The organism is Pseudoalteromonas sp. GW168-MNA-CIBAN-0100 (genome assembly GCF_040309225.1).
Lineage (GTDB): Bacteria > Pseudomonadota > Gammaproteobacteria > Enterobacterales > Alteromonadaceae > Pseudoalteromonas > Pseudoalteromonas arctica.
The window spans coordinates 214940-238229 of sequence record NZ_JBEOOL010000001.1 but is presented as its reverse complement, the minus strand read 5'-3'; the positions used below and the strand labels follow the sequence as shown (position 1 = coordinate 238229).

At 36.7% G+C, this 23290-nt stretch carries 21 protein-coding genes and 2 pseudogenes; 8 read left to right on the top strand and 15 right to left on the bottom strand.

Annotated elements, in window-relative coordinates:
- Positions 1–114: 114 nt before the first annotated feature.
- Positions 115–678, top strand: coding sequence for a lipid-binding SYLF domain-containing protein (locus tag AAEY62_RS01060; protein ID WP_007583197.1), 564 nt, complete (start codon positions 115–117; stop codon positions 676–678).
- A 335-nt stretch (positions 679–1013) separates the two neighbouring features.
- Here AAEY62_RS01060 and AAEY62_RS01055 read toward each other — a convergent pair whose 3' ends face one another.
- The 4 genes and pseudogenes from AAEY62_RS01055 to glpK form a co-directional block, all read right to left on the bottom strand.
- On the bottom strand, positions 1014–1637 hold the full coding sequence (locus tag AAEY62_RS01055; RefSeq protein ID WP_024591020.1) for a COG1361 family protein: 624 nt from the start codon (positions 1635–1637) through the stop codon (positions 1014–1016).
- 187 nt (positions 1638–1824) lie between these two features.
- Positions 1825–2175 (bottom strand): annotated as a pseudogene (locus AAEY62_RS01050) (patatin-like phospholipase family protein); the annotation flags it as partial.
- 186 nt (positions 2176–2361) lie between these two features.
- A complete protein-coding gene (locus tag AAEY62_RS01045; protein WP_024591022.1) occupies positions 2362–3093 on the bottom strand; it encodes an MIP/aquaporin family protein in 732 nt (243 codons plus the stop codon).
- Between the two features lie 229 nt (positions 3094–3322).
- Positions 3323–4794: pseudogene (gene glpK, locus AAEY62_RS01040) on the bottom strand (glycerol kinase GlpK).
- Positions 4795–4962: 168 nt separating this feature from the next.
- On the opposite strand from glpK, the gene AAEY62_RS01035 reads away from it, so the two are divergent.
- A complete protein-coding gene (locus AAEY62_RS01035; RefSeq protein WP_024591024.1) occupies positions 4963–5724 on the top strand; it encodes a DeoR/GlpR family transcriptional regulator in 762 nt (253 codons plus the stop codon).
- 1316 nt (positions 5725–7040) lie between these two features.
- A complete protein-coding gene (locus tag AAEY62_RS01030; protein WP_024605636.1) occupies positions 7041–8657 on the top strand; it encodes a glycerol-3-phosphate dehydrogenase/oxidase in 1617 nt (538 codons plus the stop codon).
- A gap of 114 nt (positions 8658–8771) precedes the next feature.
- Here the strand turns inward: AAEY62_RS01030 and AAEY62_RS01025 are convergent, their stop codons facing one another.
- The 5 genes from AAEY62_RS01025 to AAEY62_RS01005 all read right to left on the bottom strand — a co-directional run bounded on the left by AAEY62_RS01025 (position 8772) and on the right by AAEY62_RS01005 (position 14964).
- Complete coding sequence (locus AAEY62_RS01025) at positions 8772–9815, bottom strand: patatin-like phospholipase family protein (protein WP_024591026.1); 1044 nt, start codon at positions 9813–9815, stop codon at positions 8772–8774.
- Between the two features lie 137 nt (positions 9816–9952).
- Positions 9953–11359, bottom strand: coding sequence for an alanine/glycine:cation symporter family protein (locus AAEY62_RS01020; RefSeq protein WP_101162776.1), 1407 nt, complete (start codon positions 11357–11359; stop codon positions 9953–9955).
- 419 nt (positions 11360–11778) lie between these two features.
- Positions 11779–12792 carry a patatin-like phospholipase family protein gene (locus AAEY62_RS01015; RefSeq protein ID WP_024591028.1) on the bottom strand — a complete coding sequence of 338 codons (1014 nt, stop codon included), beginning with the start codon at positions 12790–12792 and terminating at the stop codon, positions 11779–11781.
- 297 nt (positions 12793–13089) lie between these two features.
- A complete protein-coding gene (locus tag AAEY62_RS01010; protein WP_024591029.1) occupies positions 13090–14079 on the bottom strand; it encodes an LLM class flavin-dependent oxidoreductase in 990 nt (329 codons plus the stop codon).
- A gap of 141 nt (positions 14080–14220) precedes the next feature.
- On the bottom strand, positions 14221–14964 hold the full coding sequence (locus AAEY62_RS01005) for a siderophore-interacting protein (RefSeq protein WP_024591030.1): 744 nt from the start codon (positions 14962–14964) through the stop codon (positions 14221–14223).
- Positions 14965–15098: 134 nt separating this feature from the next.
- Here AAEY62_RS01005 and AAEY62_RS01000 point away from each other — a divergent pair, with 134 nt between their 5' ends.
- The 3 genes from AAEY62_RS01000 to AAEY62_RS00990 all read left to right on the top strand — a co-directional run bounded on the left by AAEY62_RS01000 (position 15099) and on the right by AAEY62_RS00990 (position 17259).
- Entirely contained in the window at positions 15099–15518 is a 420-nt protein-coding gene (locus tag AAEY62_RS01000) for a MarR family winged helix-turn-helix transcriptional regulator (RefSeq protein ID WP_024591031.1), read from the top strand.
- An 80-nt stretch (positions 15519–15598) separates the two neighbouring features.
- Positions 15599–16012, top strand: a complete 414-nt coding sequence (locus tag AAEY62_RS00995) for a S24 family peptidase (RefSeq protein ID WP_007377584.1) — start codon at positions 15599–15601, stop codon at positions 16010–16012.
- The gene (locus AAEY62_RS00990) at positions 16000–17259 is read left to right on the top strand and encodes a Y-family DNA polymerase (protein ID WP_101163508.1); all 1260 of its coding nucleotides are present in this window, start codon (positions 16000–16002) and stop codon (positions 17257–17259) included. The genes AAEY62_RS00995 and AAEY62_RS00990 overlap by 13 nt, the downstream gene beginning before the upstream one ends.
- Positions 17260–17279: 20 nt before the next feature.
- Here the strand turns inward: AAEY62_RS00990 and AAEY62_RS00985 are convergent, their stop codons facing one another.
- The 5 genes from AAEY62_RS00985 to AAEY62_RS00965 form a co-directional block, all read right to left on the bottom strand.
- On the bottom strand, positions 17280–17741 hold the full coding sequence (locus tag AAEY62_RS00985; protein WP_101163507.1) for a hypothetical protein: 462 nt from the start codon (positions 17739–17741) through the stop codon (positions 17280–17282).
- 447 nt (positions 17742–18188) lie between these two features.
- A complete protein-coding gene (locus AAEY62_RS00980) occupies positions 18189–18707 on the bottom strand; it encodes a DUF4240 domain-containing protein (RefSeq protein WP_024591033.1) in 519 nt (172 codons plus the stop codon).
- Entirely contained in the window at positions 18707–18898 is a 192-nt protein-coding gene (locus AAEY62_RS00975) for a YwbE family protein (protein WP_007583223.1), read from the bottom strand. Before AAEY62_RS00975 ends, AAEY62_RS00980 begins: the two co-directional genes overlap by 1 nt.
- A 68-nt stretch (positions 18899–18966) precedes the next feature.
- Positions 18967–19248, bottom strand: a complete 282-nt coding sequence (locus tag AAEY62_RS00970) for a hypothetical protein (RefSeq protein WP_024591034.1) — start codon at positions 19246–19248, stop codon at positions 18967–18969.
- Positions 19249–19263: 15 nt separating this feature from the next.
- Positions 19264–19476 carry a hypothetical protein gene (locus tag AAEY62_RS00965; protein ID WP_007583226.1) on the bottom strand — a complete coding sequence of 71 codons (213 nt, stop codon included), beginning with the start codon at positions 19474–19476 and terminating at the stop codon, positions 19264–19266.
- Positions 19477–19576: 100 nt separating this feature from the next.
- Here AAEY62_RS00965 and AAEY62_RS00960 point away from each other — a divergent pair, with 100 nt between their 5' ends.
- Positions 19577–20386: an ion transporter gene (locus AAEY62_RS00960; protein WP_007583228.1), complete on the top strand. Its 810-nt coding sequence runs from the start codon at positions 19577–19579 to the stop codon at positions 20384–20386.
- A gap of 87 nt (positions 20387–20473) precedes the next feature.
- Here the strand turns inward: AAEY62_RS00960 and AAEY62_RS00955 are convergent, their stop codons facing one another.
- A complete protein-coding gene (locus AAEY62_RS00955; RefSeq protein ID WP_350634440.1) occupies positions 20474–21598 on the bottom strand; it encodes a DUF748 domain-containing protein in 1125 nt (374 codons plus the stop codon).
- A gap of 488 nt (positions 21599–22086) precedes the next feature.
- Here AAEY62_RS00955 and AAEY62_RS00950 point away from each other — a divergent pair, with 488 nt between their 5' ends.
- A complete protein-coding gene (locus tag AAEY62_RS00950; RefSeq protein WP_010552923.1) occupies positions 22087–23250 on the top strand; it encodes a GGDEF domain-containing protein in 1164 nt (387 codons plus the stop codon).
- The last annotated feature ends 40 nt before the right edge of the window (positions 23251–23290 follow it).

The following is a 23290-nucleotide window of genomic DNA, read 5'->3' as shown; positions in this document are numbered from 1 at the left end:
GAATAACGTTAAAGTCCGATACTGTCTAGTATTGGACATAGTAAAGTTCTAATTATTTTAATACCGTGATTATTCTATGGTTGTTGGTTGCTATATCTTATTAAGGAAAACATTATGAAAAAACTAATTATACTAAGCGTACTTGCTTTAACAGTTGCGTTAACTGGGTGTGCTACTACAGGTAGTGCATCACCAAGCGAAAAACGTTCACTTGTACAAAGTATGAAAGCAAACACATTGGATAAATTATACGCTGAAAAACCTGATGTTAAAAAACAAATTGCTAACTCTGCTGGTTATGCTGTATTCGATAATGCGAATGTAAATGTAGTGCTTGCTAGCTTTGGCGGTGGTTACGGTGTTGTTAGAAATAATCTCACAGGTAAATCGACTTACATGAATATGGGCGAAGCCGGTTTAGGACTTGGCTTAGGCGTTAAAGATTTTAACGTTGTAATGGTTTTTCATAACCAAGCTGCATTAAACAGATTTATTGAACATGGTTGGGCATTTGGCGGAAACGCTGATGCAGCAGCAAAATATGAAGATAAAGGCGGTGCACTGGTTGCCGAAGCGATTGCAGATCAAGTTACTGTATATTCTGTAACCGAAAATGGCCTTGCACTACAAGCTGTATTAAAAGGAACTAAGTTTTGGGTTGATTCAGAGCTTAATTAACCACCAAATTACTCTCCTAAAAGCGAGCTGGTTTGTATAATCACGCTCGCTTTATTAAAATCCATTCAATTTAACATAACGTAATTTATGGGCAATAGCTATTGCACAAACAATGTCTACCTTTGGGGAAAGGTAAAACCCTCTGATGTTCATGTTCAGTTAGTACAACGCTAGAAATGGTCTGCTAGAAAATCCAATCTATGTACAAAACTCTTAAGTAAAAACCATAAAACCCAAGATTTATATTTACTTGATTTACAGGATCAATTACTTCTTATTATTGGTGAAATATCTGAAAGGACAGAAAGTTAAGCCTTTGTAGGTGAAGCCCTACATCATGATAGATATAAGAAAAAATCTGATATGCCTTTAAAAATACAACCTAGAATACTAAATGTTTTTTTTATAATATTCTCAAGCCCAAAAATAGCTTCAAGAACAGTGATTATTGTTAAAATTAAAATCTGTATATTAGTATTTGTTTGTAATAATTCAAGTCTTCCTTGGACAAAATCATTCATTGCCCACTTATTAGGAACGTCATATTTCTCATCATTTTTATGATTTACATCATATTGATATGTATAAATGGTTACTTCTTTATCCTTTGCTTCAAACTCAGCTTCTATCCATATTGGACCAGAGATAGCCATTGTAACTACGTCAAAATAGATCTCTGTACTTTCATTAGGATTTAGCTGTTTAATATTGGGCTTTTTATTTGAGCTTACAACCATGTTCATTGAACAAAGAGTAATTTTAAATTTGCTTAGAAGAGCTCCAGAGAACAACTCATCTCCTATGTTTGTTATTTTGAAGCCGTACTCAAAAGGTTCACCTTGTACTAGATGATTTTTTTTTCTAAAGTTAAAAATTTTATTTTTACTATTCTTAAATATAAACTCTAATCTAATTTTATTAAATTTTTCTATACTAGTAATCTTATGTGTTGATTCCATCTTATTCCCTATTTTTGATTCATATATAAAATAATTTTTTATGTTTCAAGTCCATGAATTGTTTTCACTTTTAATATTACCGTAACTTTATTATATGATTACCTTTTTATCTATAAATATATCTATTTATAGATTTATTATGCCTCTAACTATTATATTAACTTTACAATAGTCAGCTATTAAATTACTAATATGGCTTTGAATCGAAACTTTCATTATTTAATTTTTCATCAAACGCCTCAGCCAACTTTTCAGTCTCACTAAAAACGGTATTCCAATATTTAATGCGTGTATCTGCATCAAGATCGGTAAAGTCGTTTCTGTCTGGGATTTTTCCGTAAGGTAAGCTTACTATAAATTCTTTTGATGGAGTGATCATTACCACATTATCGTAATTAAGTGGTGATACTTTACGTTTTAAATTTTTATCGAACCACCCTGCTTTTGGCTCACTATTAAAATGCGGATATAAAATAAGTCCTGGGTTATTAATTTTTAAGTCAAAGTGGTAATCGATAATTCCGCCGTCGCGATATATAAATTTTTTATACTTTTTTATTTATATTTTTGTATTGGTAATAGCCTTAGCTTTAAATAAAAAAGGGCTACACGCCCTTTTTTATTTAACTATATTGCTTATATAAATTATATTTTTCTTTTGTGTGTTCAGAAAAGTAGTCTGTGTATAATCATTTTTTAGTAAAATTAAATAACTATATTTCAATTATTTAACTAATATATATAATAAAGCTGCTAAAACACTCCCTATTATTGGACCAACTACCGGGATCCATGAGTAACCCCAGTTACTATCAATTTTACCTTTTATTGGTAATAAAGAATGTACAATTCGCGGGCCTAAATCTCGAGCTGGATTTATTGCATATCCAGTAGTCCCACCCAGAGAAAGTCCAATACCCCAAACAACAAAAGCAACAGGTATAGCGCCTATTGAACCTAAGCCTATTTTTACGCCAGAGCCATCGTCAATTTCAGCTGAAGAGAAGTAAAAAACACAAATTAATAAAACGAAGGTCCCTATTATTTCACTAAGTATATTTCTAAACGTATTTGGTATAGCTGGAGATGTACAGAAAACAGCTCGTTTTAAGGTGGGATCGTCAGTGGCATCGAAATGATCTTTATAAACTGCATAAACTAACGAAGCGCCAACCATCGCGCCAATAAATTCCGCTAAAATATAACTTGGAACTTCGGACCATGGAAATGATCCAGCTACGGCTAAGCCTATTGTTACTGCAGGGTTAAGGTGTGCTCCACTATAGGGACCGGCAACAACCACGCCGATAAAAACACCAAGTCCCCAAGCAGTGGTAATCGTCATCCAACCGCCGCCATGGCCTAGTGTTTTCTTTAGTATGTCATTGGCTACAACCCCGCCCCCAATTAAAATAAGCAGTGCAGTTCCTAGTATTTCAGCTAAGAAAGGTGACATTTTAATATTCCTTATTAATTATAAACATAAAACCACCCTCAATAATGATATCTATTGCATAAGTATAAACCATGAATATTTTGAAACTTTTTTACAGCTGAAAATTACCATAAGATAAGTATCAACTTATTTATTTTTACGCTTGGAGTATGTAGTGGTATCATAAAAATAGTCTCCACTAATAAACCTTAATAGATATGTTGCTATGGTTTTATAGTTAAGCGGCTTATTATTCGCTTTGTACTTTTTTTACCGCATTACACCATCCGGCATATAATTCATCACGTTTTGATTTAGTCATGTTAGGAACAAATCGTTTATCGCAATTCCAGTTAGTCGCTAATGATTCAAGTGATGGGAATACACCCGCTTTTAAACCTGCTAAGTAAGCTACACCCAAAGCAGTAGTTTCACTTATGGTCGAACGGTCAACTTCGGCTCCTAAAACATCAGACAAAAATTGCATAAGCCAGCCATTTATTACCATACCGCCATCAACTCTTAGTACCTGTGGTCTTACGCCATCAGCTTCCATTGACTTTTGAAGGTCTTTAGTTTGAAAACAAACTGATTGTAATCCAGCTGTTACGATCTCTTTTATACCCGTATCTCGGGTTAAGCCAAAAATTGCACCTCGCGCATTAGAATCCCAATAAGGAGCACCTAATCCTGTAAAAGCGGGTACCATATATATACCGTGATCTAGTGAGGTATTGCATGCAAGTGACTCTGTTTCTTCAGCTTTTTGGATTAATTGTAGACCGTCTCTAAGCCATTGAATTGCAGCACCTGCAATAAAAATACTCCCCTCTAGCGCATAAGTTGGTTTCCCATTTAATCTATAAGCTACTGTACTGAGAAGTCTATTTTCAGATTCAAGTACTTTATCGCCAGTGTTAACCATCATAAAGCATCCTGTACCATAGGTACTTTTAGCCATTCCTGGTTGAAAACAAGTTTGCCCAAATAACGCTGCCTGTTGGTCTCCTGCCATTGCAAGAATAGGTACTTCGTAACCTAAATAGCGTTCATCTGTTACACCAAAATCATCTGATGAATCCATTACTTCTGGTAACATCTCTATTGGCACATTCAGAAGTTCAAGTAATTCCACGTCCCATTCTTGGGTATGAATATTAAAGAGCATAGTTCGCGAAGCATTCGTTGCGTCTGTGCGGTGCTCTTTTCCGCCTGTCAATTTCCACAATAAATAAGTGTCGACAGTACCGAAGATTAAATCGCCTTTTTCTGCTTTTTCTCTAGCATCGGGACAATTTTCTAAAATCCAATTTATTTTAGTTGCAGAAAAATATGGGTCTATTAAAAGGCCGGTTTTTTTTCTAATTAACTCTTCTTTTTCTGCGGCCCTTAAATCATTACATAACTCTGACGTACGTCTATCTTGCCATACAATCGCGTTATAAACGGGCTCACCAGTAATTTTATCCCATACTATTGTCGTTTCACGTTGGTTAGTAATACCAATGGCAATAACCTTATCGTGTTGAGGGTCTAGGTGTTTCATTACAGCTGTCATTGTTTGCTGTACAGAACTTCTGGTTTATGTTCTACATAACCATCTTTTGGAAAGTGCTGGTCAAATTCTTGTTGTTCTAGGTATGCAATATTACCATTTAAATCAAATAGCACACTTCTAGAACTTGTCGTACCTTGATCAATTGAAAGGATATAGTTATTCATTATTTTTTCACTTTTACTTTCGGTTATTTTCGTTTTTGTACTATTACATGGATTAATTGCTACATACAACAAAAATACAACTTTAATATATAATTATTTATATGTGATTTTCATTTGTTAGCTCTTAACCTATAATTTACTATTAACTAAATTTAAAATGCGAAAAAAATGACTCAAGACCAAAGACACGAATCCATACTAAAATTATTAAAAGAAAGAGATTCAATTTCTATTGAAGTACTAGTAAGTCATTATGAAGTTACACCACAAACAATAAGACGAGATCTGGCTTATCTTGCTAATTTAAATAAATTGAGACGTCATCATGGCGGCGCTAGTGCCATTTCAAGCATTCAGAATACAGCATATCAAACTAGAAAAATCATGGACTTAGAAGCTAAACAAAAAATAGCACAGCATGTAGTTAGTATGATACCTAATGGCTCTTCCTTATTTATAAACATAGGCACTACAACAGAAACAATCGCGAAAGCACTTCTTGGTCATGAAAATTTGAAAGTTGTAACTAATAATCTTAATGTTGCGGCTATATTAGGTGTTAAGAAAGATTTTTCTGTACTTATCGCAGGTGGAGAAGTTAGGCACAGAGATGGCGGGATTATTGGTGAGACCACAGAGGATTTTATTAAACAATTTCGTATGGATTTTGGCATTATAGGTATTAGTGGCATAGAAGAAAATGGTGCGTTACTTGATTTTGACTATCGTGAAGTGCGCGTAGCCCAGGCAATCATTGAAAATTCACGTAAAGTTTTACTTGCTGCAGATCACTCTAAATTCGGTCGGTATGCGATGGTAAAATTAGGTAATATCTCACAGGCAGATAACTTTATTACCGATGCTCAGCCACCCGAAAGTATACTTACTTTACTCAATGAGCACGATGTCGAACTGCATATCGCTCGGTAAAAGCTTAACATAACAGTTAAATAGATTTTCCCTCATCATGGGGAAATCATGAGCTTTCCATTTTAGCTACAGCATGATCGAATAGGTTTCTTATAAATAGAAGTCCCATACAATTAATTTTTGATGAACATTTTTCAATAATATCCGACGAACAACTGCAATCTAAAGTCGAATATAAGCTTCATGCTATCTTATTCATTCTCGTTGTAGGTGTGATCTGCACCGAAGATGGATGAAAAACATTGAATACGTTGCTAATAATGAGATTGATTTGCTTGAAAAATATGTCTCATTTGAAAGTAGTCTTCCAGTTCACAACACTATAGATGGTACTATTCACCTATATCATCTGAAAAGTCATACCTATTGTATTAAATTAGTGATCTATTATAGCGCTGAGGAAATAGCGCGATAACAAAGAAAAATTATGACATAGAGTTGTTATCTCCAATTGCTCTCTGCATTTTCCTGTATTGCTCCCCCTCCTGCCCCTATTCTGTCAGCTATTAATAATTTTTAACGTAGAGAGTTATTTAAGAAGATAAAATGATCATGCTTTTAATAGGATAGATATTACAACAAAATTTTATACGTTGGACACAGGCTGCACATATAGCAACAAACGTTGGCGTTATAGCCATAGATGGTAAAACTATTTGTGGCTTTAATAATAAGAAACCAAAGAGACATACAATCGATATAACAAGCGCTTTTCAGCCGGCAATAGCTGTTGTATCAAGAAAAATAAAGATAGCTAACAATATACCTCCAACTGGCCCAGCCTTGCTTGATTTATCGGATATCAAAACGCCGTAGTAACTATTGATTTAATGGGGTGTCAAAAAACTATAGCGGAAAAAATTAAACTCCTAAGTTTTTTATTGCTTTACGGTGGGTTTGATATAGCTAGACTAATTTTCATTTATGTACTTTAATGTTTGCAAATGTTCGTTATTAAATGTTATTTTTAATAAAAAGAAAACCGAAGTAAATAATAACTTCGTACTGTTATAGCTATTCAGAGTCTTAAAATACAATAGTTATCTGCAGTAGCTTGGTCATCCTTGTTAATCAGATCAATTAATTTTTGATTTCGTTTGAAGGCTTACTTGTGTCAAGTACTTAAATGTTGGGTAACAAATCTTGAGTTAAATAATAAAAATATCGAAAGTATTTTTATTATTACTCGTATACTTACTTACCTGCATGCCTAGTATAAGTTTTGATAGCACGATAAATACCGTTTAGGACATTAATACTTTAAATTTAATTGAGCTGGTCTAAATAGCTTGATATTAAAATAGGTAATTCAACAAATGAGTCAACTTAGAGACAACAATATTAAAAAACTTCCCCAAGATATTTATGATGTTTTGATTATTGGAGGGGGTATTAACGGTGCTGTATCTGCTGCCGCTTTAGCCGCTAAGGGCGCTAGAGTTGCCTTGATAGACAAAGGTGATTTTGCCGGTTTCACTAGTTCAAACTCATCAAATTTAGCTTGGGGTGGCATAAAATATTTAGAAAGTCATGAATATAATTTGGTTAATAAACTTTGTAAAAGTAGAAACCATTTAATGCGTAGCTATCCTTCTACTGTTAAAGAAATTCGCTTTTTTACAAGTATCCAAAAAGGCTTTAGATTTCCGGCATTCTTTGTTTATTTAGGTACTATTCTCTATTGGTTTATGGGACGTTTTTTTACTAAATCTCCTAGATACCTCAATGCAAAAAAAATAAAATCATCAGAGCCAGTCATTAACACAAAAAATGTAGAGGCTGGATTTGAATATTCAGACAGCTTTTTATTGGATAACGATGCTCGTTTTGTTTTCAATTTTATTCGCTCTAGTATGAGCCATGGGTGTATTGCCGCTAACTACGTAAGTTCGCAGGGCTCTACTCGCTCTAATGATATTTGGACTACAAATGCAGTAGACGAGATGTCTAAAGAGAAGTTTACTATCCGCTCTAAAGTTATTATTAACGCAGCAGGCCCATTTGTTGATCCTATTAACAATACAAATAGTCAAACCACAGCACATCACCATGTATTTTCAAAAGGTATTCACCTTATTGTTGATAAGGTAACTAACAGTAACAAAGTACTGACGTTTTTTGCAGATGATGGTCGGTTGTTTTTTGTGATCCCCATGGGCCCAAAAACGTGTATTGGTACAACCGATACACAAGTTCATAGTCCGCACTCACAAGTGACTGATGAGGATCGAAACTTTGTGCTTGATAATGCTAACAAATTATTAGAGTTAGAAAAGCCAATTACAAAAAGTGATATTATAGCCGAGCGCTGTGGAGTTAGACCATTAGCAATTAAAAAAGACGGTAATGGTAAGGCTGACTGGGTGCAATTATCGCGCAAGCACGCTATAGATACAAATAGTGATCAAAAATATCTTTCTATCTTTGGCGGAAAACTAACAGATTGTATTAATGTAGGCGATGAAGTGGCTGATTTAGTCACTGGATTAGGTATTAAGTTACCTTATGAAGATTACAAATGGTACGGTGAACCTGACGACACCGTTAAAAATGAGTTCATGCATCGTGCAAAATTAATGAATTTGGATGGTTTAACACCTAAAACATCTACAGAGGTACTTAGTAAGCGGTTTTGGAGACGTTACGGCAGAAATGCGATTAACATGCTAGAAAAAATTCGTGAAGCACCTGAAAAAGGCGAACTCCTTATTAAGAATTCGGAGTACTTACGTGTGGAAATTGAACACGCTGCTGAGCGGGAAATGATAACTAAACTCAGTGATTTTTTACGTCGACGTTCTAAAATTTCACTGGTTGTAAGAAAAGAAGATATTCTTTCAGATCCTGGTTTACATGAAGTCTGCCAAATTCTATTTGGTAAGGATAATGCTGAAAATAAACTTCAGGAGTACATTGAAGAGATATCTAAATAACCATTTACATCTATTCTTACGACTTTAAAAGCTTGGGTTAAATGTTATAGAAGAAGTCTGTTAACACGATTAAAATTAATTATGTTAACTGACTTCTTATAGCAACTAATAAAACTATATTTTATTTTTAAAAATTAATAACATTTTTAACTTTTTATCAAACGCTTCAGCTAGCCTTTCTGTTTCACTAAAAACTATATTCCAATATTTAATACGCGTGTCTGCATCAAGATCGGTAAAATCGTTTCTGTCTGGAATTTTTCCGTACGGCAAGCTTGCTACAAAATTTTTGGATGGGGCTAGCATTACCACGTTGTCGTAATTAAGTGGCGATACTTTACGCTTTAGGTTTTTATCAAACCACCCTGCTTTTGGCTCTGAATTGAAATGCGGATACAAAATGAGTCCTGGATTATTAATTTTTAAATCAAAGTGGTAATCAATAATTCCACCATCGCGATACATGCCAACAGGTGAGCCTGCAATATTTTTTATGCCTTGCATAACAAGTGGTATTGAACCCGATGCAAGTAACGCATCTTTCAAATTATTTTGAGTAAGCGCTATGTTTTGCGTTTTAAAATTGTAGCTGTCGGTAATTGATAAGTCACTTGTTGCTGGGCCAAATATAAAGCGCTCATACTGTGATCCTAATAATTTTCGGTTAACGCGGTTTAACATATAACTTTTTGATAAACCCATTAACTGTATTAATTTATTTTCGCTGGCAATAAAGCCATTCGATTTTGCTACTATAAAGTGCGCTTTAAATGTTGGGTTATTTATAATTTCGGTTACGCCGTTATCGCCAAAAACATCTTCAAGTAATGCGCGCGCTTTTATTGTTATTTCACTAGGTGTTGGTTTATTACTTGAATATCGAGTTTGCGAATACGATTTTGCTAAGCGCTCAATCGCAGCAACAGGATCGTTTTGTGCAAAACACGCAGAGCGAAAAGCGCCAGCAGATGATCCAATTAAATTAAGTGGTTGGGTACGGTTTTTAAAAAATTCACCAAAAATATATTTATCTAAGCCAAATAATGTAAACCATTTAGGACCGCCACTTGCACCTAAAAAAGAGGTGAAAAGTTCAGGTTTAAAGCCCTGTTCGTTAATAATTTTAGCCGCTGTTTTCCCTGCGTGAATCTCGATCATCTAAAAAATTGTGCCTTTTATTTTGGTTGCTTCAGTTATTTTACAACACTGAAAGTGAATATTTATGCAAAATGAAAAGCGGCTTTATGTTGCCATAAAACCGCTTTTTATAGTTAAGTGTGCTTAAAGTACGTGAATTAATCCCAAACGCCGTCTTCGCATTTGCCCTGTACTTTTACATCTTTTACTTTAAATTCGGGCTCTAAACCTTTGTCTCTTTGTGCGTGGTAATCGCTCGTAACAGACAAAATAGTCGGCGTTAACAGTATAATAGCGATAACGTTAACCACTGTCATTAACCCTAAGGCAATATCGGCTAAATCCCAGACTTCTTTTAATGTGGCCGACGCGCCCCACAACATCATTGATAAATAAAGCAAAGTGTAAATGCCGCGCCCTACTTTGTTATCGAGCTTAAATAAGTGCAAGTTACTCTCTGCATAGGCGTAGTTTGCCACCACCGATGTAAAAGCAAATAAGGTAATAGCAGCTGCGACAAAATAAACACCACCTTGTGCTAAATGAGCGGTCATCGCGCTTTGTGTTAAACGAATGCCTTCCATTTCACCGCTTATGTCTATATCGGCTAATAAAATGATCACAGCGGTACAGCTACACAGTACTATTGTATCGAAAAATACGCCTAGCATTTGTATGTAACCTTGCGTTACTGGGTGATTAGGAATTGGGCTGGCACTTGCTGAAGCATGCGGAACACTACCTGCACCGGCTTCATTAGAATATAAACCACGTTGAATACCGTTTTTAATGGCAGCGCCCATTGCACCCGCTCCGGCTTCTTGTAAACCAAACGCCGATAAAAATATATCTTTAAGCATGGCGGGTACTTGCGTGAAATTTATAATCGTAATAATAACGGCGGCAAGTACAAACACAATGCCCATTATTGGCACAACACGCTCTGCAAATCGGGCAATTGCCTTAAAGCCACCGAGTATAATTGAGCCTGCTAGTACGGTAATAACTAGGCCAGAATAAAATGTAGGAACTTCAAACGCGTAGTTAAGCGCGTCGGTAATTGTGTTCGTTTGCATTGCGCTAAACGTAAAGCCGTAACCTAAAAACAAACACGCGGCAAACACAATTGCAAACGCCCGGCTACCCAGACCTTGTTGAATATAATACGCAGGGCCGCCTCTAAATTCGCCGCCACTATCGCGCACTTTATATACTTGCCCAAGTACGCTTTCGGCAAAGCCTGTAGCCATACCCAATATGGCTATTACCCACATCCAAAATATAGCGCCGCTGCCGCCAAGTGAAATTGCCACTGCCACACCGGCTAAATTACCAGTACCTACTCGTGCGCAAAGCCCTGTACACAATGCTTGGAATGATGAAATGTCGTCTTTTTTACATTTGCTGCTGCCTTTTAAAAGGCTAAACATATGTTTAAATTTAAGTATTTGAATTGCTTTTAGTCGTACCGAAAACCATATACCTGTAAACAAAAGTATATAAATAAGTACCTGACCTTCTCCCCATAAAAGGTTGTTTACACTTTTGACGACGGTATCGAACATTACTAATCCCTTTTTATTTTATACTTTTACTTTATGTTAGCACCGACTTTAAACTCTGCATGTGGCGCTACTTAACTTAAAAAATCCGGCAGCTCATTATGCATTAAACATAATAGTGTTTAAGTTTGGCTTTACCCCATAGTGAAGTGTGTATTGATGTTTAATAATTTGTAAGTAAGCACATTTAGTGCTGAATTTTATTTCTATAAATGTGAATAATAAATCACACTTACACTTTATATTGATTAGTTAAAAAATCAATAATATCTTTTTAATATTCAGTGTTTTGTTTTGCGTATGCGTGCAAGATGCAATAGTTTTTATTTTGATGCAGTAAGGTTTATATGAGGCGTAACGAGGATTAAGAATGGCAAAAAAATAGCGCATAAAGTTATGCGCTATTTTTAAATTATTTTTAATTAGTTATAGCTGTATTGTGTAGGTGCACTGTAATAGTTATTACTGTTAACCTGTAAGTTTTGCATTGCTAAGTATGAGCGACCAGCATCTAAGCCTAATTTATGATCAAAACGTAAATCGTTATTTGAACTACCTAATAATTTGCTATGCAGCTTTTCGTCTGCAAAGATTTGTATTATTTCCACATCACTTGGTGGGTTTGCAATAAACTCAAGTTCATCCAAATAGGCCTGCTCGTGCTGTAATAAATAGTCTAAAGTTTTTGGGCAGTAACCTGATACAGTTGCAAGCGATTTTAGCTTTTGAACCCACGCAGATTGCGCTTGAAAATTAGCGTCAACCGTTCTTATTACAACAATTTTACGAGCGCCTCGGTTGTAAGCTTCACGCACTGGTAATGGAGCGGCTAAACCGCCGTCTAGATAAAAATCGCTCTGTACTTGCTCTTCAGCAAGGTGTATTTCGTTAGCTGCTTCTGCGTTTAACCAAGGTGTTAACTTTACACCTTGTTTGTATAAAAACGGGAGTGCGCTAGAAGCCTTTAACAAATCACGCCATTGACCACTCTCACCTGTAGGTGATAGGTAATATGCTTTTCTGTCTCGTGCATTAGTGGCTGTTATAAGTAGCTCACGCGCGCCTAAACTCGTTTTAGCTGTTTTAAAATCTATGGCTCTTTTTACCTCGGTGGTTTTGTCAAAGTACCAATCTAAATCAACTATGTGTTTACCCACTAATCCGCGACCAAGCTGAAAAAAACGTTTGTTACGCGAAAGCCCTCTAATTAGGCGTTTGGCATAGCCTTTTTGACGCGCTAAGTAGCTAGTTAAGTTTTGCGAACCTGCAGAGGTGCCAATGAATAAATCGAATGGGTCATATTCTTGCTCTAACCACGCATCAAGTACGCCAGCTGTGAAGATCCCTCGCTGCCCGCCACCTTCAGCAATCAGTGCAACTTTTGGTTGCGCTGTTTTGTTAACTGAATTAGCTGTTGCGCTATTTAGAGACTTCACGGTGAACCTACCTTTATTTAATGATGTTTGGCTTAATACATACATTATAAAAAATAAAAGTGATATCTTAAAATTGATTATTTAAATCAGTTCGATTGATAAAATAGAACGCTATATAGTTACTAAATCCACTTACTATAAGCTAGTTATTTAAAAAAAGACTGATTTTAAACTTTGCAGACATCACATAAATTAATTCAATGTATAAATGAATGTTCTTTAATTGATGCCTGCAACATTAACAGAGGCAAGGTGTACGCTTGCTTAACTACACTATCTAAATTAATAGTTTTTGAGCTAATGCTTTATTTCCATTAAAATTTCGAGTGCACGGTGGCGTTTTTCACTATCAAACACATCATTGGTAAATATAAACTCATCTACTTCTAGTTGTTTCGCTATCATCTCTAACTTGTGTTTAATACTTACATGTCCGCCTACTACGCTTAGACTTAAAAAGTTCTCTACATGAGCGCGTTCTTGTTCGCTCCACAACCCATCCATGCTTTCAACAGGTGGTTTTAGCCACAGCTCGTTACCACGTATGAGTTCGAGCACACGTTGTTTAGAAGTAGTCGACAAGTATTGCGCTTCATCGTCGGTGTCTGCTGCTACTAAAGGCAGTGCAAGCATGACGTATGGCTTATCAAGTACGCTTGATGCTTTAAATTCACGCTTATACAGCGCTATTGCCTCGTGCACAAAACGCGGTGCAAAATGCCCTGCAAATACATACGGTAACCCTTTTTGCGCCGCTAACTGCGCGCTAAATAAACTCGAGCCTAATAGCCAAATAGGAACGTTTGTGTTCTCGCCCGGTATAGCACGTATAGGATGCGTACCATTGTAAGGACCTAACAATGTTTGCAGCTCAGTTACTTCACCTGGAAAGTTTTCTGCGCGGCTCATATCGTTGTTTAGTGCACGACTTGTTACAGGATCGCTACCTGGTGCACGCCCTAGCCCTAAATCTATTCGCCCTGGATATAAGCTCTCTAACGTACCAAATTGTTCAGCAACAACTAAAGGTGAGTGGTTTGGCAGCATAATACCGCCCGATCCAACCCGTATCTTTTTAGTATTGCCTGCAATGTGACCAACCAAAATTGAAGTGGCCGCACAAATTATACCTGGCATATTATGATGCTCAGCAAGCCAAAAGCGGTTAAAGCCAAGCTCATCTGCGCGTTGTGCGTATTTAGTACTTTTATGAAGAGTGTTAGTAACGCTGTCCCCTTTGATCATGGGGGCAAGTTCTAATAACGAAAAAGGAATGGAATTTAACAAAATAGCAGCTCCTAAAAATGCATGCTAATAATGGATTACATCATTAGCATAAAACACTTAAATGGGTCTGCTATTAGGTCAATTCAAGTTAGGCAGAGGTATTAAAGCAAAATAGGTATATGTTATTTTGCTCTAAGGTATTCAGGCAAGCTGTGCATCACGTTGGCGCTGCTTTTTATAGCCTTCTGAATCCACGCCTTTTTTCCAATATCCTGAGGAAACAATATTACTGCGCGGTATATTAAATTGCTCTGTTAGCAGTGTTTTTGCCCTACGTACAAGCCCAGCCTCCAATGCCATAAATACAATGGGAAGCTCTGCTGTAATGTGCAAATTTTGAAGTGCGCTAAGTAGCGCTTCGTCAGCGTTGTCGGTAACAAGCCAATTAATATCGCGGCTTGTTTCTAAATCAATAATGTCTTGCTCAGTGGGCGCATGTACAAAAGCATCAATTTTTGAAGTTAAAGGTAATTGCTGCGCATACCCTTTTATTGCATTTACCGATGTTAAATCGCCTAGTAATACATAATGCGAATGCTCATAATTATCTAGCTTTTTAGGGCCTGGGCCTGCAATGCCTAGCTCGTCGCCTACTTTTGCAGTTTTAGCCCAGTCAGTTGCCGGACCTTGGTGCATATTTATAACAAAATCAAGCGTTAGCGCGCCTGTTTGTGCATCTACATGCCTTATTGTGTAAGATCGCATACACGCTGTTTTTAAGTTAAAATCTACTTCACCATTTTTTGGAAATAGTACTTTTACATAGTTACCAATGTACTGTGAGGTTAAGTCGTTAAAATCATCAGAGCCTACAACAATACGCTGTAGGTGGGGTGTGATTTGCTGTGTACTTAATACGTTGGCTTTGCGAACTTGTTTACTCATGTATTACCTCGTTTTACAAAACTTAGACTTTAATACCAACCTGCTATAAAAAGCAGGTATTGCACAACGCCCCATTGGTTGATAAAATCAACTACAACAAGTTAATTCACTTTGTCAACTATATTGAGAGTTCTATGAATACACCTTTATCAAATACGCTGTTTGAATTAATGCAAAATTACCGTGTAACAATTCGTGAAGCAATTAACGCAGGCGAACTTGGTATTAATGCTATGCACGTACGCTGCATACATATTATCGCGAACGTAAATAACTGTACGGCTAACGATATTGTTACTAAAACGCAGCGCGACAAAGCGCAAATAGCACGTTTAATTAAAGATCTTATTGGCTTAAATTTAATAAGTAAACAGGCAAGTGAGCACGATAAGCGCTGCTTTATTTTATCGCTCACAGAGCAAGGTAAAGTTCTTTTTGATAAGTTGTTAGCCTCAGAGCAGAAAATAAATAATCAAATGTGTAAAAACTTAAACCCTCAACAAATCAAAGACTTTTTAGATACCGCACAACAAATGATCAAAAACATGGATTGATCAGCCATACATTCTTGGCATAACTTACACAAAACGCATATACTGTACACTTATACAGTGCATGCGTTTTAGGTTGTGTTATGTTTGTCATTCCCATTTATATAGAAGCAGGCGTGTGTGGTTTTGAATCCCCCGCAGCGCAGTACACCGAGCTAGGTGTAACCCTTGATGAGCTTTTAATAAAGCATCCAGATGCTACGTTTATTGGTATTGCATCGGGTAACTCTATGCAAGAAGTCGGAATTTTTGAAGGTGACTTATTAGTTATCGACCGTGCAGAGCCGGTAAAAAATGGTGACGTTATTGTTGCTAACTTAAATGGTCTTTTTGTATGCAAACTGCTTGATAAAACCAATGCGCGGCTGCTTTCAGCTTCTTCTTTACATAAGCCTGTACAACTAACCTCTGCAGACGAGTTTCAGCTCGAAGGCGTAGTAACGCTATCAATAAGAATGCACAGGCAAAGCCCAGAGTTACTAAAATGTATGCCTTAGTTGATGCTGTGTCATTTTATGCCAGTGCCGAAAAAGTATTCGACCCTGCTATTCGATCCAAACCCGTGGTTGTACTTACCAATAACGATGGCTGTGTATGCGCTATTTGTCCTATTGCTCGGCGCTTAAATATTCCTAAATTTGGCCCGTACTTTAAAGTTAAGCATTTGCTTGAGCAAAACAACGTTGTTATTCGTTCTAGCAATTACGAGCTTTATGCTGATTTAAGCGACAAAATGATGAATATTATTGGCCGCTTTTGCGATACACAGCACATATACAGTATTGATGAATCGTTTTTGCACTTTAATGGCTACACATCATTAATTAAAGACTGGCATGAATACGGCCATACAATAAGGCGCACAGTATGGCGCGAAACAAAGCTTCCTGTGGGTGTTGGTTTTGGCCCGACCCCTACTTTAGCAAAAGCCGCTAACCACGCCGCTAAAAAGCTCAGTGGTTTTAATGGTGTAGCAGTAATAAATAACGAGCAAACTCGCCAAGCTATTTTACAAAGAATGAGCTGCGAAGATGTCTGGGGAATAGGCCGGCGACTAGCTAAAAAGCTTAAAATAATGAATATACACACCGCTTGGGATCTTGCTCAGCAAAACCCTAAAGCAATGCGCCGTGCATTTAGTGTGGTTGTTGAACGTACAGTAAGCGAGCTTAACGGGATAACATGTTTAAACTGGGATGATGTACGACAAGACAAGCGGGAGATTTATTCGACCCGTAGTTTTGGAGAGCGCATATGCGAGCCAACAGCCCTTAAAACGGCGCTAATTAACCATGTAACCACAGTGGCTAATAAACTAAGAGTGCAACGTTCGCTCACTCACCAGCTTTATATTTTTGCAGCCAGTGGCGCGCACGAAAATAGATATTATAAAAAGTCGTTTGTGTATAAGTTCCCCTCACCCACTAACGACACCTGCGTGATGGCTAATGCTGTATCTGAGGTATTTGATCAAATATACCAACCTGCAGTTAGGTTTTACAAGTGTGGTGTAGGCGCTTTAGAACTTACGTCACAGCAATTTCAACAAAGTGATTTGTTTAACCAACGTACTGACAACCCACAATTAATGAGTTGCCTAGATGCTATAAATACACGGTATGGGAAAGGAATGCTTAGTTTAGCTAGTAGTAAATTAAATGACCGGTGGCACATGAACCGTGATTTTTTGTCGCCGCAGTACACCACGCGTTGGCGCGATATCCCTAAAATATACTGCGAATGATTTGCTACTTACTAGATGCTTTATTTACTTTCATCTGCTTTTTTAAATGTGCACTCTACACTAGGTTCGCTTAATGTGTATTTTAGTGTGTTATCAGCTAAAAACTTGATACTTTGACTGATTGTTTTTTCGTTTGCAGGGTTTTCACAACGGCTCATTCTTAAACCGTTTTCAAGGCCATCACTTTTATATTTAAGCGTACTGGTTATAAAACAAAAGTTTGGTTTTTTAATAGTGCGAGTACCATTGTGGAGCGATCCAAATACAATTTGTTCTCCAAGTTTAAAACCTGCACTTAAATCACTTTCGTCTGTCAAACTCAAATCGCTATTAACGCATAACCCTGAATTGGTCGACACAACTTCGTATGTCCCCAATTTTGACTTTAAAAACGGTATAAATCGTGTTTTATTACTCGGCTCAGAAAAAGCATTTGCACTTGTAAAAGCGACAGTTAATAAAGCGAGTGTTAAATATTTCATTTCGTGGGTGTATCCTCGTGAGTCAGCGTGTTAAATAATAGCAAAATGCCTAATCACTTAGCTTTTATAACTTTTAACAACTATAACAGAGATTTACTATAAAAGGAGAGAAGTCGTATTACAGGAGCAAGCGCGTGAGTAGGACGCGGAAGCTTTGCTCGGTTTTTATTATTCTTACATGGATGTAAGCCATTAGAATAACGCAGGAGCAGTTGTCGAGCCCACTAGGTTACAAATGTCGCGCCGCGATTAAATCCTTCTTGGATTGAACAAATTCAACCACCAAAGGTAAACATGCCCTAGATACTCATTACAAACCATTTTGTTGTTAAGCACTTTATTTAATACGTACTTAAACAACAAAACGATTTATACCAATGCGCCTAATTGTAAGGGTCAATTGAACTCATTAGATTATTTAACTAGTTATACGAATTGGTATTTATTTTATTGCCAGTACTTTGCAAATAATAAAGGGTAGCTTTGCTTTAAAAACTTAGGTTTGTCTTTAAAACGTTTACCTTTGGGCTCATCACTGCCAGAAGGGATAAACGGCAATTCGTCTTCGTTACGTTCTTCAAATAATAAACCGGCTATTAAGTCATACTCATCAATGTACGGATAAGGCTGCTCGTTTAAGTAATAAACAGGTGTACACTGCGCTATAGAATCAGCATTTTCTAAGGCGTTTTCGAATACTGTTTTACCGCGCGAAATTAACCAACATCTAAATTCGCTAAAGCCGTAATCGTCGTTACATCCAGCCATCACAAAGGCGGCACCAAACAAATCCCAGGTAAAACACTTACGCATATGTATGCCAAAATGCTTATCAAAATCAATAAGGTGTTGATCGCTTAAATCATTAAGTTTAGTTTTTAGGCTATCGCTCACACTTTGCGGATCGAGCCCTAAATCAGGCGTTGTTACTAATTCCCAAAAAGCCTGTTCTGTTAACGCTGCCATTATAAAATCTCTTTTACTCGGCCAACTTGACCATCTTCTAAACGTACTTTAATGCCGTGTGGGTGATTTGGTGATTTTGTTAAAAGGCGCTCAACAACACCCTCAGTTAATGTGCCGCTGCGTTGATCTTCTTTTAATACAATATTTACTGTGGTACCTGGTGAAATTTGCGAACGCGTAGGAACAGCCATAATTTAAACCCTAAAAATAATTTATCTAATTATAACGTCCATGTGCTATCAAACCAACAAAAGCTCTGTTAATTGGCGGAAAATGAAATATGTGCTGGTTTTGCGTTCAACTTAATAACTGCTAACTCGTTAAGTATAATAGCTGTTAATTCGTTAAGTTGCGGTTTTGCACTTTCAAGGGCTATATCATCGTTAAAATAGCACTGTACTTTTAACGTATTGGCCTCGTTATTTAAATCGATGGTATGCGTTAGATAATCAAAACCAATTACGCTTTCTTTTATTGCCTCGCATGCATTAGTAAGTGCTAGTCGAATGTGCTTATCGCGCTGCTTTTGAGTTTTAGTCATAAATATAAAGGTTACTTATTTAGTTTCTGCTTGTTGCTGTTTTTTAAACTCTTCGTAGTTAGAGTCTTGTTTATCTAGGCATTCGTAATATTCTTTGTCGGCTTTATAGTTACACTCATCAAGGCGCGCCGATTGAACTTCATGAAAACGCGCGTCAGAGCTACAACCAGCTAAAACACATAATCCAACAATAAGTAATGCGCTACTTTTTAGTTTATTGATAAACATTAAATTTCCTTACACTTTCTATATCGAAAAAGCGTTAAATTATTACAATATTATTGTATATTAGCGCCATAAAATCTTAATCTCCAAAGGATCTATTTCTATGATGTCGCAGTTACAAAAGTTGTTTCAGCGTATAGACAAAAGCAAGATATTTCAATCATTTGTTATAGCTGTAATTATTGTTTCTGCCCTGACAGTCGGTGCGCACACTTACTCACTACATCCTACCGTAGAGCTTGCTCTAAATTGGATGGACGTTGGCATTACCGCATTCTTTTTAATTGAGCTAGTAATCCGCTTTATTGCAAGTAAAGGCATAAAACACTTTTTTTCTAAAGGATGGAATATATTCGACACCATCATAGTATTGGGCAGTTTATATCCTGCTGCTGGTTCTACTATGTTAATTGCTCGTTTACTGCGCATATTTAGAGTACTGCGATTGGTATCGATGATCCCAGAGCTGCGCTTATTGGTTAACTCATTGCTTAAAGCCATTCCGCAAATGGGTTATATAGCCCTATTAATGTTTGTTATTTTTTATATATACGCTGCAATGGGCAGCATGATGTTTGCTGAAATAAACCCCGTACTTTGGCAAGACGTATCAATCTCAATGCTTACCTTGTTTAGGGTGGCGACGTTTGAAGATTGGACCGACATAATGTACGAAACAATGGCGGTGTACGAACTAAGCTGGATTTATTACCTTACGTTTATATTTTTAACCGCATTTGTATTTTTAAATATGATGGTAGGTGCCATTTTAGAAGTTATGAGTGAGGAGCACCGCAAAGCGCGAGAAGAGCTCGCAGACGACAGCTCATTACCTGCAACGCAAGGGCAAGTAAACGAACTACAATCCCAAATTGCTGAGCTTAAAGAGCTATTGAGTAACCGCAAAAACTAATCTGATAAGAGTACTAAAGCACCCACTTAAAGTTTAAAAAGTGGGTGCAATTTAAAGATCTAATTGAAATAGAATTACCAAAGAGCTTTAATTTTCCTCGTTATCAGGTTTTTCATCCGTATCTTCAAAAGAAATAACGTTATCTACTTTCATTTTAAACGCATCAAAAAATGCGTTTTCTAATACCGAAATCACAGCTTGAAAAGTCGAAACATCCGTATTATCTAGTTGTCCCTCTATAGGAATACGTGCAGCAACAAGTTTTGACTCATCGTTTTCGAGGATAGAGCCCAGTAAATCAACACTGCCTTCAAATATGGCCGTAAATATGCCGTCGTCATCTTTTTCTATATCTTCGCGCCACGAGAACACACTCAAGTTTTGAACGCCCGCTTTTACATAACCATTCAAGTTATTATCTTTGGCCACAAGTTCCATAGCGCCATCAATGCCTCCCGCTTCAATATCAAACGGTGTATACACTTTAAATACAGTGTCTAAATTTTTAACTGAAAAGCGCTGTACCTCTGCGTTAAAATCAAAATTAGCCTGCTTGCTAAAAGGGTCTAATTTGCCATTAAGCTTCAAAGCGGCCTCGCCCATTAATGCTCCCTCTACGTTTAGAGTAGTCACAAGTGTTTTTGATAGGTTTTGCGCGTTGGTTATATTTTCAATTCGAGCGTTGATATTTGATATAAAAGTAGGTTTTTCACCACTATTCGTTGAGTTAACTAAAGTTAATTTGCCTTGCTCAATTGTTAAGGTATCAATAGAGAACAGTACTAAATTATTGGCGAGCCCTACCCAGGTAGTTTCGTCTTTTACTTGTTTATTTTGCTCAGAGGCATTGGGGTCTTTATCATAAATAACTATTTTAGGACGCGTGAATGCCATATTTGTTACTAAATTCCCTTTTAATAGGGCTGACCACGCAAGTGAAAAATCGAGAGTTTGAATACTCAGCAAAGGCTTAGGAGCTGAAGTTGCATCAACAGCGTAAATTTCAACGTCGTCAATTGCGTAGGCACCGCGATATAAAAACAAATCTACATCACCAACATGCCCCGTAACACCTTGCGTATGCTTTAACTGATAATTTACGTAATACTGAACGACATAAGGCGCGGCTATTCGCGTTAGTATAAGCAATACAATCAGCGCTATTACACCTTTAAAATATTTGGCGTGAAATGTTGTAGATGAAAAATGCATTCTAATTTCCTTTGCTAAAAACGAGGGCCTATTGACCTTTAAGGATTAAAATCTGTTCTATGTAGGGCAACGTATGTTTGGCATTTATGCTGCGTTATCGCCTACTTATGAAGAACAACCACACAACATAGACTCAACCTTGCCTAAAAACCAAACGTACGGCTGCACATTTAACCTCGAAAGATAAACAGGCTCTAATTAGTTAAACTTTTTAATTAAGTACATAAATAAACGTGTAAAAATTACTAATATTTGTAACTTAAGTACCTGTTAGGTATAAAATTACAAATAGAGCAAAGCCATATAAGCTTAAAACTCTAAACTACAGTCACTACAGCAAGGGATATACCACTATTCAAATACACCGCTTAATGAAATGATTGCCATGCTTATCTATTTATAGTTTTGCCAACTAATAACCTGCATTGATTCGAATAAACCGCTTTCATCTACTAAAGTAAAATTAACGCAAACAAGAATAAAAATACATGAACCCTGTTTTTTATATATTAGTTACCCTCTTTTTAACCAGTGTTATTTGGTCTGTCATATTTTTAATGTCGTGGTTTACGTTAGGTAAAAAGCAATATGCCATGCTTTGGACAATCGCATTCGCACTCTCTGCATGCCAATGGGCAACAATATTAGCAGAACCATTATTTGACTCTCACACACTATATTGGATGTTAGGAAGCAGCTTCTCAGTAGGCTCTGTGCTACTTGGTACATGGGGGCATTGCATTAGGGTAAATTCGAGTATAAAAATTCGCTATTTAATCATCTCGGCAATAGTAACTCTTGCTGCTGTTTATTATTTTACAGCCATAAATGTGCATGTTGGCTTATTTATGTCGTTGTATGTGTATTACGATGTGATCTTACTGATACTAAGTGCGGTTATTATTTTCAGGCATAAGCAAAAATCACTCCCTGCTGAAATAGGCGCTAGTATTACTTATTCGCTATGTGGATTACTGTTATTTGTTGCAGCAAGCATAGCATTACTGCAAGGCAGCCAAGTGAATGAAGAGTATATAGCGCTATATACATTAATTAACTTTATGACTGTCCCCGCTGCTCATGTCGGCATGGCCGTATTTATGATATTCATAATGGCGTCTGATTTAGCCGAAAAAATGAACCATCTTGCAATGACTGATGTACTTACGGGCTGCTTAAATAGGCGTGGGTTTTATAATAAAAGCCAAGAGCAACTAAAAGATAAACTTAATAATTATAAGTACGTAAGCTTAATTTATTGGGATATAGATAAATTTAAAAAAATAAACGATGAGTTTGGACATGCAGGAGGTGATGTGGTGTTAGTAGAAGCGGCGAAAATAATGCAAGACTGCATAAATCCAGATGATTTGTTTGGCCGAATTGGTGGCGAAGAATTTACCTTATTAATAGCACGTAACGACGAGCCTACAGCTAAAGCATTCCCCGAAAAACTAAGAAACGCACTCGCCAGTAGTCCGATTCATTTTAATGATAAAGTAATTAATGTTACGGCAAGTTTTGGTGTAATAAATATTAAATGCAATAAAACCGCAATTGAAAGCGCAATAAATGAGGCAGATAAAGCACTCTATCATGCTAAAAATGGAGGGCGTAATCAGGTAGTTCATATAAGCGAATTAAGTCAATAAAAGTTCATTATTACTAAGGCCTACCTATCTTTTTAGGTTG